Annotated in this window: 12 protein-coding genes and 1 other annotated feature; of the genes, 6 read left to right on the top strand and 6 right to left on the bottom strand. The window is 72.9% G+C overall.

Annotated features, from left to right (window positions below):
- Nucleotides 1-16: 16 nt before the first annotated feature.
- From ACH427_RS13550 to ACH427_RS13535, 4 genes are all read left to right on the top strand, one after another.
- Complete coding sequence (locus ACH427_RS13550; RefSeq protein ID WP_398869616.1) at nucleotides 17-1,468, top strand: dihydrolipoamide acetyltransferase family protein; 1,452 nt, start codon at nucleotides 17-19, stop codon at nucleotides 1,466-1,468.
- Nucleotides 1,469-1,726: 258 nt separating this feature from the next.
- A complete protein-coding gene (locus ACH427_RS13545; protein WP_398869615.1) occupies nucleotides 1,727-2,545 on the top strand; it encodes a helix-turn-helix transcriptional regulator in 819 nt (272 codons plus the stop codon).
- Nucleotides 2,546-2,675: 130 nt separating this feature from the next.
- Nucleotides 2,676-3,350, top strand: coding sequence for a GntR family transcriptional regulator (locus ACH427_RS13540; RefSeq protein WP_398869614.1), 675 nt, complete (start codon nucleotides 2,676-2,678; stop codon nucleotides 3,348-3,350).
- Nucleotides 3,347-4,663: a nitrate/nitrite transporter gene (locus tag ACH427_RS13535; RefSeq protein ID WP_398869613.1), complete on the top strand. Its 1,317-nt coding sequence runs from the start codon at nucleotides 3,347-3,349 to the stop codon at nucleotides 4,661-4,663. The genes ACH427_RS13540 and ACH427_RS13535 overlap by 4 nt, the downstream gene beginning before the upstream one ends.
- Here the strand turns inward: ACH427_RS13535 and ACH427_RS13530 are convergent.
- Nucleotides 4,653-5,483, bottom strand: coding sequence for a maleylpyruvate isomerase family mycothiol-dependent enzyme (locus tag ACH427_RS13530; RefSeq protein WP_398869612.1), 831 nt, complete (start codon nucleotides 5,481-5,483; stop codon nucleotides 4,653-4,655). The genes ACH427_RS13535 and ACH427_RS13530 overlap by 11 nt on opposite strands.
- A 144-nt stretch (nucleotides 5,484-5,627) precedes the next feature.
- Between ACH427_RS13530 and ACH427_RS13525 the strand changes: the two genes are divergently transcribed.
- The gene (locus tag ACH427_RS13525) at nucleotides 5,628-6,407 is read left to right on the top strand and encodes a carbon-nitrogen family hydrolase (protein ID WP_398869611.1); all 780 of its coding nucleotides are present in this window, start codon (nucleotides 5,628-5,630) and stop codon (nucleotides 6,405-6,407) included.
- On the opposite strand, the gene ACH427_RS13520 is transcribed toward ACH427_RS13525, so the two are convergent.
- Entirely contained in the window at nucleotides 6,404-6,787 is a 384-nt protein-coding gene (locus tag ACH427_RS13520; RefSeq protein ID WP_398869610.1) for a hypothetical protein, read from the bottom strand. The genes ACH427_RS13525 and ACH427_RS13520 overlap by 4 nt on opposite strands.
- Nucleotides 6,788-6,949: 162 nt before the next feature.
- Nucleotides 6,950-7,063, bottom strand: a sequence feature (AL1L pseudoknot).
- Nucleotides 7,021-7,341 (bottom strand): transposase, encoded by a 321-nt coding sequence (locus tag ACH427_RS13515; protein WP_398869609.1) that lies wholly within the window; start codon nucleotides 7,339-7,341, stop codon nucleotides 7,021-7,023. It overlaps the preceding feature by 43 nt.
- 612 nt (nucleotides 7,342-7,953) lie before the next feature.
- On the opposite strand from ACH427_RS13515, the gene ACH427_RS13510 reads away from it, so the two are divergent.
- The gene (locus tag ACH427_RS13510) at nucleotides 7,954-9,771 is read left to right on the top strand and encodes an NHL domain-containing thioredoxin family protein (RefSeq protein WP_398869608.1); all 1,818 of its coding nucleotides are present in this window, start codon (nucleotides 7,954-7,956) and stop codon (nucleotides 9,769-9,771) included.
- 10 nt (nucleotides 9,772-9,781) lie between these two features.
- Here ACH427_RS13510 and ACH427_RS13505 read toward each other — a convergent pair whose 3' ends face one another.
- The 3 genes from ACH427_RS13505 to ACH427_RS13495 form a co-directional block, all read right to left on the bottom strand.
- Nucleotides 9,782-10,432, bottom strand: a complete 651-nt coding sequence (locus ACH427_RS13505) for a DUF4232 domain-containing protein (RefSeq protein WP_398869607.1) — start codon at nucleotides 10,430-10,432, stop codon at nucleotides 9,782-9,784.
- 161 nt (nucleotides 10,433-10,593) lie between these two features.
- Complete coding sequence (locus ACH427_RS13500; RefSeq protein WP_398869606.1) at nucleotides 10,594-12,429, bottom strand: BTAD domain-containing putative transcriptional regulator; 1,836 nt, start codon at nucleotides 12,427-12,429, stop codon at nucleotides 10,594-10,596.
- Between the two features lies 1 nt (nucleotide 12,430).
- Nucleotides 12,431-13,750 carry a M18 family aminopeptidase gene (locus ACH427_RS13495; protein ID WP_398869605.1) on the bottom strand — a complete coding sequence of 440 codons (1,320 nt, stop codon included), beginning with the start codon at nucleotides 13,748-13,750 and terminating at the stop codon, nucleotides 12,431-12,433.
- Nucleotides 13,751-13,843: the final 93 nt, after the last annotated feature.

The following is a 13,843-nucleotide window of genomic DNA, read 5'->3' as shown; positions in this document are numbered from 1 at the left end:
GAGGAGAGTCGTGACCATGACTGCAAGCACCGCCAATGGCCAGCGTTTCCGCGAGTTCAAGATGCCCGACGTGGGCGAGGGGCTCACGGAGGCCGAGATCCTCAAGTGGTACGTGAACGTCGGGGACACCGTCTCCGACGGCCAGGTGGTCTGTGAGGTGGAGACCGCCAAGGCCGCCGTCGAACTGCCCATCCCCTTCGACGGAGTGGTGCACGAGCTGCGCTTCCCCGAGGGCACGACGGTCGACGTCGGCCAGGTGATCATCGCCGTCGACACCGCCCCGGGCTCCGGTCCGGTGGCGGAGGAGACCGCCGCGCCCGCCGCCGCCCCCGCCGAGCCGGAGGCCCCGGCCGCGCCGGAGCGCCAGGCCGTGCTCGTGGGGTACGGCGCCGCGCCGTCGTCCACCAAGCGCCGGCCGCGCAAGGCCGCCGCGCAGCCGTCCTCGGTGACGGCCGCCGTGCAGGCGGAGCTGAACGGCCACACGGCCGCCGCCACGGCCCCGGCGGCGGCGCCCGCGGCCCCCGCGCCCATAGCGCCCGGGCCGGCCGCCCAGGCCGCCTCCACGGGCCGCCCGCTGGCCAAGCCGCCCGTACGCAAGCTCGCCAAGGACCTCGGCATCGATCTGGCGGCCGTCGTCCCGACCGGGGCCGACGGCGTCGTCACCCGGGAAGACGTGCACGCCGCCGCCACCGCGCGCACCGCGCCCGCCCCGGCCGCGGAGGAGCCGGCGGCGGTCACGGAGGTCGCGCGGGCCCAGGCCGCCGGTGCCCGCGAGACGCGGGTCCCGGTCAAGGGCGTCCGCAAGGCCACCGCCCAGGCGATGGTCGCGAGCGCCTTCACCGCGCCGCACGTCACGGAGTTCGTCACCGTCGACGTCACCCGCACGATGAAGCTCGTGCAGAAGCTCAAGGACGACCCGGACATGGCCGGGCTGCGGGTCAACCCGCTGCTGCTGGTCGCCAAGGCACTGCTCGTGGCGATCAAGCGGAACCCGGACGTCAACGCGGCCTGGGACGAGGACAACCAGGAGATCGTCCGCAAGCACTACGTGAATCTGGGCATCGCGGCCGCCACGCCGCGCGGCCTGATCGTGCCGAACATCAAGGACGCGGACGCCAAGACCCTGCCCGAGCTGTCGGCGGCCCTGAGCGAGCTGGTCTCCACGGCGCGGGAGGGGAAGACCGCTCCGGCCGCGATGTCCGGCGGCACGGTCACCATCACCAACGTCGGCGTCTTCGGCATCGACACCGGCACGCCCATCCTCAACCCGGGCGAGGCCGCGATCCTGGCCTTCGGCGCGATCAAGCTCCAGCCGTGGGTCCACAAGGGCAAGGTCAAGCCGCGTCATGTGACGACCCTGGCGCTGTCCTTCGACCACCGCCTGGTCGACGGCGAGCTCGGCTCGAGGGTGCTCGCCGACATCGCGGCCGTGCTGGAGAACCCGCAGCGCCTCATCACCTGGGGCTGATTTCCGGCCGGGCGGCCGATGGAGAAGAGGCCGCCCCGGGCAAAAGCGGTTGAAAAGAAAACCGTTGAAAAGCGGATAGACAGAGGGCCCGGCCGCTTCTCTCCTCACCCCCCTCCAGTGCGGAGAGAGCAGCGTCCGGGCCCTCTGTCCTGCTACGGAGCGGCCTCGGGTCACCACCCTGGCAGGGGGTGGAATAGCCCGTGCTGGGCAAATTACCTAACATTGACCAACACTTGCAGTGTCGGATTTGGAGGGCCTGTGGAAGGCGTCGACCGGGTGGACGGCGAATCCATCAGCCGGCTTCTCCGGGCCTGGCGGGCGCGCGTCGACGCCCGCTCCGTCAGCGAGCTCCGCGGCGTCGTCCCGCCCCCCGGCAAGCGCCTTTCCCAGGCCCATGTGGCCAGGCTGACCGGGGTGAGCGAGGGGTGGTACCGCGCGCTGGAGGCAGGGCGCCGCCAGGACTTCTCGGAGAGCTTCCTGCTGCGCGTGGCCCAGGCCCTGCGGCTGAGCGACGCCGAGACGCTCACCCTCTTCCTCGCCGTCTGCGGCCGCCGCCCGCCCGAACTCCCCCGTGACCACGGAGAATTGCCCAACGGCGTCAAAGCGCTGCTGGAACAGCAGGTTTCCTATCCCGCATATCTCTCCGACGTCGCCTGGAATGTCGTCGCCACGAATTCCCTCATGGGCGAGTGGTTTCCCTGGGCCCTGCGCCCCGGGGCGAATCTCATGCGGTGGGCCCTGCTCGCCCCCGAGGCGCGCGAGCAGATGCTCGACTGGGAGGACAGCTGCGCGCGCACCTATCTGGCGATGCTGCGCGTCGCCGCCAACAGCGATCCGGCCAACGCGGAACTGCGGGGGCTCGTCGAGGACATCCTCGACGCGGACGCGGACTGCCGGCGGATCTGGGCCGAGGAACACGACGTCGTCGAGCACCGCGACGGCCACGTCTTCCGGCTGCGGCTGCCGTACCACGGGCACGCGGAGGTCCGCGTGACGACGCACGTGCTGCTGCCGATACAGCGCCCGGACCTCCGCTTCGTCTTCATCACGCCGCTGGACGGCTGGCCGGGCGTCTAGGCCCCTGGCCGCCCTGACCGTCCCCGTTTCACCCCGTCCGTCCCGTCGCCTGGACGCCCGTAGACACCCTCCTCGTCCGGATCGCGGACGCCCCCTCGTCGCGCATACGTGTTGTATCTAAGCTGTGCGCATGCCGACCGCTCCCCCCGCCGACCTGCCCCTCCCCACCAAGCGGCCCCCGGCCGCCGACCGCGTCTACGTCCACATCAAAGAAGCCGTACTCCACCGTCGCTACGAAGGCGGGACGCTGCTCACCGAAGGAGACCTGGCCGAGGCGGTCGGGGTGTCCCGGACGCCCGTGCGGGAAGCGCTGCTGCGGCTGGAGGCGGAAGGGCTGATCAAGCTCTATCCGAAGAAGGGCGCGCTGGTGCTCGCCGTGTCCGCGCAGGAGATCGCGGACGTCGTCGAGACCCGCCTGCTCGTCGAGAAGTACGCCGCGGCCAAGGCCGTCCCCGCCCCCGAGCGCCTCATCACCCGCCTGGAGGAGCTCCTCGACGACATGCGGCGGCAGGCGGCCGCGGGCGATCTGGCCGCCGTCTCCGTCAGCGACCGCGCCTTCCACGCCGAGATCGTCCGCAACGCGGGCAACGAGATCCTCTCCCGCCTCTACGACCAGCTCCGCGACCGGCAGTTGCGGATGGGCGTGGCCGTCATGCACGCCCACCCCGACCGCATCGCCAAGAACCACGCCGAGCACAGCGAGATCCTCGAGGCCCTGCGCGCGGGAGACGCCCGCGCCGCGGTCGACGTCGTCGACCAGCACGTCAGCTGGGTGCGCAACCTCGCGCAGGGAGACGTCCGATGAGCCGGCCGGCCGCCGCGCTGCCCGGCGACCCGCCGGGCGACCGGCGGGCCGTCGCGATCTGGGGCCTCGGCGTCGGTGTCTACTTCGTCGCGATCATCTTCCGCACGAGCCTCGGCGTGGCCGGGATCGACGCCGCGGAGCGCTTCCACATCAACGCCTCCGCGCTGTCCACCTTCTCCATACTCCAACTGCTCGTTTACGCGGGCATGCAGATACCCGTCGGCCTGATGGTCGACCGACTGGGCACGAAGAAGGTGCTCGGCCTCGGCGTCGTCCTCTTCACCGCGGGACAGCTCGCCTTCGCGCTCTCCCACTCCTACGGCACGGCCCTGGCCAGCCGCGCCCTGCTCGGCTGCGGTGACGCCATGACGTTCATCAGCGTGCTGCGGCTCGGCGCCCGCTGGTTCCCCGCCCGCCGCGGCCCGATGATCGCGCAGATCGCCGCGCTGTTCGGGATGGCGGGCAATCTCGTCTCCACCGTCGTCCTCGCCCGCCTGCTGCACAGCGAGGGCTGGACCAGGACCTTCGCGGGCAGCGCGTCCGCCGGAGTGCTCGTCCTCGTCCTGCTGCTGGTCTTCCTCAAGGACCACCCCGAGGGCCACGAACCGGTCGCCGCCCCGCGCGCCGGCAAGGGATTCGTACGGCAGCAGGTCCAGCGGGCCTGGCGCGAACCCGGCACCCGGCTGGGCATGTGGGTGCACTTCACCACGCAGTTCCCCGCGATGGTCTTCCTGCTGCTGTGGGGCATGCCGTTCCTGGTCGAGGCACAAGGCCGCTCCCGCGGCACCGCCGGGCTGCTGCTCACCCTCGTCGTGCTGTCGAACATGGCCGTCGGGCTCGTCTACGGGCAGATCATCGGCCGCCACCACGCCGCCCGGCTGCCGCTCGCCCTCGGCACGGTCGCGGCGACCGCCCTGCTGTGGGCGACGGTCGCCGTCTGGCCCGCGCACGCGCCCATGTGGCTGCTGATCGTGGAGTGCGTCGTCCTCGGCGCCTGTGGCCCCGCCTCGATGATCGGCTTCGACTTCGCGCGCCCGGCGAACCCGCCCGAGCGCCAGGGCACCGCCTCCGGCATCGTCAACATGGGCGGCTTCGTCGCCTCGATCACCACCCTGCTCGCCGTCGGCCTCCTGCTGGACGCGACCGGCCAGAACTACCGGGTCGCGTTCTGCTCCGTCTTCGTCCTGGAGGCGCTGGGGCTGTCCCAGATCCTGCGCCTGCGGACGCCCGCGCAGCGCCGTGAGGAGGAGCGGATCGTGGCGTCGAGGGTGGCGACGGTGCACGTCCCGGTCACGGGGCGGCTCACGGGGTGATCGAGAACTCCCGCAGGATCGCCCGGGCCAGGCGCGGCTCGCCCTCGACCTTGACGAGGTCCGCCGCCGCGTCCGGCCTCAGGCGCCCGCACGCCAGCCGGGCGTACGTCTCCCAGTCCATGCCCAGGGTCACCGTGGGGCCGAGCGACACACTGCTGTCGATCTTCCCCCGGCCCTGGGCGTCGACCCGCACGGTCCGCAGGAACTCCAGCGGGCCGTGCACATCGAAGACCACCGCCGAGCCCGGCGGGGCGGCGGCGTCCTTGGCGACGACCTTCGGCAGCGCGGCCAGCAGGAAGTCACGGCTGAGGGCCGCGGCAGGCGAGTCGAGGTTGCCGGGCATCCCGAGCGCGCGCCGCAGGTCCTGCTCGTGCGTCCACACGTCGAAGGCCCGTACGGTCAGGGCGCGTTCGAGCGGCTGGTCGTTGCCCGAACCCAGCGGCCAGCGCACCGGCGTCTGCGGCCCCCGGTGCTCGTTCCGCAGCTGCCGGCAGCGCCGCAGGATGACGAGGTCCAGCTCGGAGGTCATCTCCAGGGCGGTGTGACAGCGCCGCACGTCGACCTGCACCTCGATATAGCGCGAGAATTCGTCGGTGACGTGGTAGAGATCGCGCGGCAGCGTGTGGATCGGCCGTGGTTCGCCCAGGAATTCGGTTTCCACGCCGATGACGTGGGAGACCACATCGCGCACCGACCACCCGGGGCACTCGGTGGGCCTGTTCCAGTCGCTCTCGGCAAGCGGTCTCACCAACTCGTGGATCGCTTCGATGGAGTGGGTCCAGGCGTCGATGACGGGCTGAAGACTGGGGTGGACGGTCACGGAATCCCTCGGGCGGTGCGTGCGCGGATTGGCTGCTCGGGCTGCGTCGGCTGCGGGGCAAGTGCTCTTCGGGTGTTCAGCAGTTAAGTTACGCTGCGCACGGGCAGGCTGGCAGTGGTTTCGGACGCTGAGATTGGTGGTACCGTGCGCGTCTCGTTGATCCAGGTGGACGTCTCCGACGCGGAGCCGGCCGGCGCGCGGCGCTCGCGCGTGGCGGGGCTCGTACGCGAACAGCGGGGCAGTGACCTCGTGGTGCTGCCCGAACTGTGGCACGTCGGCGCCTTCGCCTACGAGTCCTTCGCCACCGGCGCCGAGGCCCTGGACGGACCCACCGCGCGTGCGATGGCCGACGCCGCGCGCGACGCGCGTGTCTGGCTGCACGCCGGTTCGATCGCCGAACTGGCGGAGTCCGGCACGGTCTTCAACACCTCCCTGGTCTTCTCGCCCGAGGGCGAGCTCGTCCGCACCTACCGCAAGATCCACCGCTTCGGCTTCGACCAGGGCGAGGCCGTCCTGATGGGCGCGGGCACGGAGCTCGTCACCGTGCCCCTGCCGGAGACCACGCTGGGCCTGGCCACCTGCTACGACCTGCGCTTCCCCGAGCTCTTCCGCGCGCTGGTCGACGCCGGTGCCCAGACCCTCGTCGTGCCGGCCGGCTGGCCGGAGCGCCGCCGCGACCACTGGACGCTGCTGGCCCGCGCCAGGGCGGTGGAGAACCAGTCGTACGTCCTCGCCTGCGGCACGGCGGGCACCCACGCGGGCGTCCCCCAGGCCGGCCACAGCCTGATCGTGGACCCCTGGGGCGAGACGCTGGCCCAGGCGGGCCCGGCCGAGGAAGTCCTCACGGCGGAGCTGGACATGGCGAAGGTCGCGAGGACGCGGGAGTCCTTCCCGGCGCTGAAGGACCGCGTGCTGGGCCGCTAGCCGTCCGGCGATCGCTCCGCTTCCAGCAGCCTCTTGGCCACTTCGTCGTTGTGCCGCGAGACCCACGCCCATGTCTTCCCGGCCACCGCCTCCGGTGAGTACACGTCCTGGTGCCGGCGCAGGAATTCCCGGTAGTCGCTGCTGTGCGCGTGCATCGTGCGCTCCAGGGCGACGTCACCGGCGGTGGCGACGGCGCGCACCGCGTCGGTCCGCTGGAGCCGGTGCGTGCAGCGGATCTCCGCCCGGAGCGGGACGCCCGCGCCGAGCCGCCGGCCGAAGGGGTTCTCCAGGGCCAGCTCCAGTGCGGCGAAGACGAACTCGGGGCGGATGTCCTCCTTGATGCACCAGGCGAGGACGGCGGACGAGGAGAGGTCCAGCACGAAGATCGTGTAGAGCGTGCCGGAGGGGCTGCCGGCCCTCGGGGTGTCCAGCAGGGTGTAGTCGACGGCCAGGGTCCTGACGGAGCCGGGCGGCCGTGCGGACTCCGCCGGTGGCCGTTTCCTCCGCGCCGCGCGCCGGGCGCTGTGCGCGTAGTAGGTGGACGGGGCGATCCCCAGGGTGCGGCAGATCGGCTCGACCCCGAACTCCTCCCGGCGGTGGTCGACGAACGCGGTCAGCGTCCCGCGCGCGGGTCGAGCTCCCGGGCGATAAAACCCCCGGCCTCCAGCAGGATCTTGTTGGCCCGCTTCACCTCGGCGAGCTCCTTCTCCAGCGCCGCGATGCGCTGGGCGTGCGAGGTGGACCTGCCCGGCCGGATCCCGGAGTCGACCTCGCCCTGGCGTATCCACGCGCGGAGCGTCTCGCGGCCGACGCCGAGCGCCCGGGAGACCTCCGAGACCGAGCCGTAGGGCGTGCCGTTGCGCCGGCGCAGGTCGTGGACCATGCGCATGGCCTCCTGCTTCAGCTCGGGCGGGTATTTCCTGCGGGCGGGCATGGACGTACCCCATTCCAGCTTTGGGAGTCTCCGGGGAGCCTCATTCCAATCTGCAATCCCTACGAAAAACCAGTCTGCCCCGCTCAGTTGGGCGGCGGGTATCTTGCGACCCCTGGCGAAGCCCTGGCGAACTTCTGGATGTGGCATGTGCCCCTGAGCCGCCTGCATAAGGTTCCAGCGCGGAGTTGTCGACGTCCGCGGAACATGCGCTGTCCACCCGTGCCGTATCCATTCGCTCGCACGCACGGAGGTGACATGCATGGCAGCTGACCGACGGCAACCATGCGGATGGCGAAAGACCCCGCTCGGGATCCTGCTCGCCGTGGTGTCGTTCCTGACCAACATCGCTCGACTGGTACTCGAGCTGGTCGGACACCACAGCGGATCCTGACGGGGTCTCCTCGCGAAATCCCGGGGAGTCGTACTGCTGTGCGACTCCCCGGCCCTGTTCCTGGAGCCGGGCTCCGGAACACGTCAACTCTAGGTGCTCCGGCGGGCGCGCGGAGCGGAAAACAGGGCAACAGCCCGGACTGTCCGTGCCGTGTCCCCTTACCGTCCGCCAGGCCAAGCGCTTGTGATCGTGCGTTCACACCGGGATGGCACCCTTGAACCATGAACAATGCCTCGCCCGCTCCCCGCAGCGCCCGGGTCCGCGCCCCCGAACTCATCGGCAAGGGCGGCTGGCTCAACACCGGCGGAACCGAACTCACCCTCGCCGACCTGCGAGGACGCATCGTGATCCTCGATTTCTGGACGTTCTGCTGCGTGAACTGCCTGCACGTCCTCGACGAGCTGCGCGAGCTGGAGGAGAAGCACCGCGACACCGTGGTGATCATCGGTGTGCACTCGCCGAAGTTCGTGCACGAGGCCGAGCACCAGGCCGTGGTCGACGCCGTCGAGCGGTACGAGGTGCACCACCCCGTCCTGGACGACCCCGAGCTCGCGACGTGGAAGCAGTACGCCGTGCGCGCCTGGCCCACGCTCGTCGTGATCGACCCGGAGGGCTATGTCGTCGCCCAGCACGCCGGCGAGGGGCACGCGCACGCCCTTGAGTCACTGGTGGGCGAGCTGGAGGCGGAGCACGGGGCCAAGGGGACGCTGCGGCGCGGTGAGGGGCCCTACGTCGCGCCCGAGCCCGTCGCCACCGATCTCCGCTTCCCCGGCAAGGCCGTGCGGCTGCCCGGCGGCACCTTCCTCGTCTCTGACTCCACCCGCCACCAGCTCGTGGAGCTCGCGGCCGACGCCGAGACCGTCGTGCGCCGCGTCGGCACCGGCGAGCGCGGCTTCGGACCCGAGAGCCTCAGCGAGCCCCAGGGCCTCGCGCTGCTGCCCGGGGGCACGGTCGTCGTCGCCGACACCGTGAACCACGCGCTGCGGGCGTACGACCCGGAGACCGGCGCGCTCACCACCCTCGCCGGGACGGGCAGGCAGTGGATGCAGGGGCAGCCCACCTCGGGACCCGCGACGGAGATCAGCCTCTCCTCGCCCTGGGACGTGGCCTGGTTCGCCGGCCGCGTCTGGATCGCCATGGCGGGCGTCCACCAACTGTGGACGTACGACCCGGAGACCGGCACCGTCGAGGTCGCGGCGGGCACGACCAACGAGGGTCTGGTCGACGGGCCGGCGGCCGAGGCGTGGTTCGCGCAGCCGTCCGGGCTCGCGGCGAGCGGCGACCGGCTGTGGGTGGCCGACCCCGAGACCTCCGCCCTGCGCTGGGTCGAGCGGGACGGCGAGGGCTTCGCCGTCCGCACCGCCGTCGGCACCGGCCTCTTCGACTTCGGGCACCGCGACGGCGACGCCGCGCAGGCGCTCTTCCAGCACCCCCTGGGCGTGACCGCGCTCCCCGACGGCTCCGTCGCCGTCTGCGACACCTACAACCACGCGCTGCGCCGCTTCGACCCGGCCACGGGCGAGGTGACGACGCTCGCGACCGACCTGCGCGAGCCGTCCGCCGCCGTGCTCGCCGACGACGACATCGTGGTCGTGGAATCCGCCCGGCACCGCCTGACCCGGCTGCGGCTGCCCGAGGAGGCCGTACGCGTCGAGGCCGTCGCCCACCGCACGCAGCGCGCCGCCACGGAGGTCGCCCCCGGGCGGCTGCGGCTCGACGTCGTCTTCCAGGCCCCGGCCGGCCAGAAGCTCGACACTCGCTACGGCCCGTCCACCCGCCTGCTCGTCAGCTCCACCCCGCCGGAGCTCCTGGCGGAGGGCTCGGGCGCGGGCACCGACCTGGGCCGCGACCTCGTCCTGGCGGCCGGCGTGACCGAGGGCGTCCTGCACGTGTCGGCGATGGCCGCCTCGTGCGACGACGACCCGGACAACGAGTACCCGGCGTGCCATATGCATCAGCAGGACTGGGGCGTGCCTGTGAGCGTGGTGGCGGACGGGGTCTCCCGGCTGCCGTTGGTGCTGGCCGGACTGGACGGCTGAGGCCGTCCGGCTACCACTTCAGCGCCGCGGGCGAACCGCTCTGCCAGTACGTGACGCGCGCCGAGTCGTCGACGTGGACCTTGCCTCCGGGCAGGTCCACCGACGCCTGGTCGCCGACGCTGCCGTTCCCGTCCGAGCCCTGGAAGGAGACGCCCAGCTTCTTCGCGTCCCGGCCGGCACCGCCCGAGCCGTCCGCGGCCGAGGTGATGACGCCCGCGTAGGCCGCCTTGCCCGGAGCCAGCGTGATGACGCCCTGCGGGCGGCTCTCCTCCACGGCGCCCGCGGTCGCCTGGTCGGCGTCGAAGCGGATGAACGGGAAGTTGTACGCGTGGCAGGGGCTCTTCGAGGTGTTGGTGGCCACGATGAGCAGGTGGTTGACCGGCGTCTGGACGGCCTTCGCCTCCACCTTGACGTTCGCGGCCGTGCAGGTGCCCTTGGCCCCGTTCTTGCCGTCCTTGGAGGCCGTGGCCGCCTGTGCCGTGTCCGCCTGGCCCGAGTCGTCCGCCGGCTGACCCTGCTCCTGCCCGTCGGCCGCCGAGGTGTCGGCCTTCCCGCTGGTCTTGGCACCCGAACCGTCGTTGCCGCCGCAGGCGGTGAGGGTGAGGGCCGCCGCCGCGGTGAGGGCGGCCGCGGTAAGGCGCAGGGAGCGGGTACGAGTCATGGTGGATCCCCCGATGGGATGTCGGCCGGTCGGTACGGCATGGATCATTCCGCAGCGCATTGGCGAACCGCTAACGCTCCGCTAACGTTTCGGCATTGGGTGCCCCGAATGTGTGGTCTTGCCCCGGGCGTGCCCGCGCCCTGTTCGAACCCGCGCCGGAATCAGTCGCGCGGCTCCTGCGAGGGCCGCCGCGCGAAGAGCTTGACCAGGTCGCTCATGACGTACCGGCCCGTCGCCTCCTCGTCCACCAGGTGCATCTCCGCCAGCCGGTCCAGGCCGTAGCGCGTCACGTCGGGGTCGGCGCCCGCGAGCGCGGCGACGGCGGAGGCGTCCACGACGCGCGTGAAGCCCGTGCCCAGCGCGCTCAGGAGCCGGGCGTCGTCCTCCGACAGGCGGGCCGCGGAGGCGCGCAGGGCCGCCGCCACGCCCGTGTCCTCGGCGGACAGCAGGGCCAGCCGCTGGCGCTCGTCCCGCAGCGCCGCGGCGAGCCGGCCCAGCCGCCAGCGCGGACGGGCCGTCAGCTGGGCGGCCGCGGCCCGCAGCGCGAGCGGCAGCCCGTCGCAGAGCGCGACCAGTTCGGCCGCCGCGTCCGGATCCTCGGCGACCCGGTCGGGCCCGAGGACCGTGCCCAGCAGGGCCACCCCGTCCTCCGTGCCGAGCGAGCGCAGCCGCAGCGGCCGGGCCGAGTCCGTCGCCACCAGGCCGTCGAGCCGGCTGCGGCTGGTGACGATCGTCGCGCACCGCGCACCGGCCGGCAGCAACGGCCGCACCTGGGCGGAGCTGCGCGCGTTGTCGAGCACGACGAGCAACTGACGCCCGGCCACGAGCGAGCGGTAGAGCGCGGACGCGGCCTGCGGCGAGGCGGGTATGCGGTCACCCGGTGTGCCGAGCGCCAGCAGGAACTCCCGCAGCACCTCGCAGGGCTGCGCCTCCTCGCCACCGCTGAACCCCCGCAGATCGGCGAAGAGCCGGCCGCCGGGGAACGCGTCGCCGTGGACATGCGCCCAGTGCGCGGCGAACGCGCTCTTCCCCACCCCCGCGGGCCCGGTGACGAGCGCGACCTCACCGGCCGCGGGCACGGGCGCCGCGCCCGGGCCGCTCAGGAGCCGCGTCAGCCCGGCGAGTTCGAGGTCCCGGCCGAGGAAGCCCGCGGGCCGCCGGGGCAGCAGCTGCGGAGTCGCCCAGGGGCCCGGCGGCGCCTGCGGCCTGCCGGCGCCGCCGGCCGTCCACCGCCCGCCGCGCGCGTCCCCGCCGCCCGCCGCGGGCGCGAGCATGCGCGCGTAGGCCGCGCGCAGCGCCTCGCCCGGGCCCACGCCCAGATCGTCCGCGAGCAGGCGCCGCGTGCGGTGGAACCACTCGATCGCCTCGGACTGACGGCCCGCGCCGTACAACGCGAGCATCAGCGTGGCGACGAGGGACTCCCGCAGGGGATGGCCGACGGCCTCCGGCAGCAGGGCGGCGGCCGCGTGGTCGTGCGCGCCCAGCGCGCCGTACGCGCGCGCGAGCGCCTCGACGGCCGTCAGCCGCCGCTCGTCCAGGGCGTGCGCGGCGGCGGCGAGCGGCGGCGTGAGGACCGTGCCGGTCAGCGCCGGACCGTGCCACAGGCCCAGCGCCTCCCGGAGCAGCCCCACCGCCTCCGCCGGCGCCTCCTCCGGGCGCGCGCGGGCGACCAGTTCGCCGAAGCGGTATGTGTCGACGGCCGGCTCCGGCAGCCGCAGCAGATACGCCGAACCGTGCGTGGCCAGCGACACCCCGTACGCGTCGGCGCCCGCCTCCGCCAGGGTCGCCCGGAGCCGCGAGACATGGCCCTGGACCACCGTGCGGGCGTGGGCGGGCGGCGCGTCCTCCCAGACCGAGTCGATCAACTGCGCCACGGAGACCGTCGTGTTGGGCTGCAACAGCAGCATGGCGAGCACGCTGCGCCGTTTGGCGGGGCCCAGCGGGAGCTCACCGGAGGCGGCGGTGGCGGTGACCGGACCCAGCAGGGAGAACTCCAAATCAGCCCTCCAGGAAGGCCGTCAGCGCGGCGGCCAGCAGGTGCGGGTCGTCCGCGCCGCACAGCTCGCGCGCGGAGTGCATGGACAGGCAGGCGATGCCGATGTCGACGGTGGAGATGCCGTGGCGGGCGGCGGTGATGGGACCGATGGTGGTGCCGCAGGGCATGGAGTTGTTGGAGACGAAGTGCTGCCAGGGCACGCCGGCCCGCTCGCACGCGGCGGCGAAGACGGCCCGGCCGCCGCCGTCGGTCGCGTACCGCTGATTGACATTGGTCTTCAGGATCGGCCCGCCGTTGGGCACCGGGTGGTGGCCCGGGTCGTGGTGCTCCGCGTAGTTGGGGTGCACCGCGTGGCCGGTGTCGGAGGAGAGGCAGACGGTGCCCGCGAAGGCGCGCGCCTTGTCCTCGTACGAGCCGCCGCGGGCGAAGACGGACCGTTCCAGCACCGTGCCCAGCAGCGGGCCGTCGGCGCCGGTGTCGGACTGGCTGCCGTTCTCCTCGTGGTCGAAGGCGGCCAGCACCGGGATGTACGCCAGGTGGTCGCCGGCCGCGGCGGCCAGCGCGGCCGCGCCCGCGTGCACGGACAGCAGGTTGTCCAGGCGCGGCGCGGCGAGGAGTTCGCGGTCGCGGCCGAGGTAGGCGGGCGGCTCCACGCTGTGGACCATCAGGTCCCAGCCGGCGATCTCCTCGGCGGCCAGGTCGGCCTCGTCGGCGACGAAGCGGATGAGGTCGCCCTCGCGCACCTCGCCCAGGCCCCAGACCGGCGTCATGTGCCGCTGCCTGTCGAGCTTGAGGCTGTCGTTGACACCCCGGTCGAGGTGGATGGCGAGCTGCGGCACGCGCAGCAGCGGGCGGTCGACGTTGACGAGGTGGTGGCTGCCGTCGCGCAGGGTCACCCGGCCGGAGAGGCCGAGGTCGCGGTCGAGCCAGGTGTTGAGCAGCGTGCCGCCGTAGATCTCGACAGCGACCTGGCGCCAGCCGTGCGCACCGGTGTCGGGCAGCGGCTTGACGCGGAGGTTGGGCGAGTCGGTGTGCGCGCCGATGATGCGGAAGGGGGTGGCGGCTGTCGCGCCCTCAGGTACGTACCAGGCGATGAGGGCGCCCCCGCGCAGCACGAACTTCCCGCCTTCCCCCATGGCCTGGACGGCATCGGAGGTGCCCCCGCCCGCGTCCCACGCGTCGGTCTCCGCGATCTGGCGGAAGCCCGCTTTCTCCAGTCGTGCGGCCGTGTTGGCCACCGCGTGGTACGGGGAGGGGCTGGCGGCGAGGAAGGAGATCAGGTCGTCGGTGTGGCCGCGGTCGAAGCGGTGCGCAGGGCTCATGGCCTCAGGATAAGGACAACGGGCCCGCTGCTCCCGGGAGGGAGAGCGGGCCCGTGGCCGGTGTGCGGAAGCGGTGCGCCGTGACGGTCGGCG

Source organism: Streptomyces sp. NPDC020379, assembly GCF_044387105.1.
GTDB lineage: Bacteria > Actinomycetota > Actinomycetes > Streptomycetales > Streptomycetaceae > Streptomyces.
This window is presented reverse-complemented; position numbering and strand designations above follow the sequence as displayed.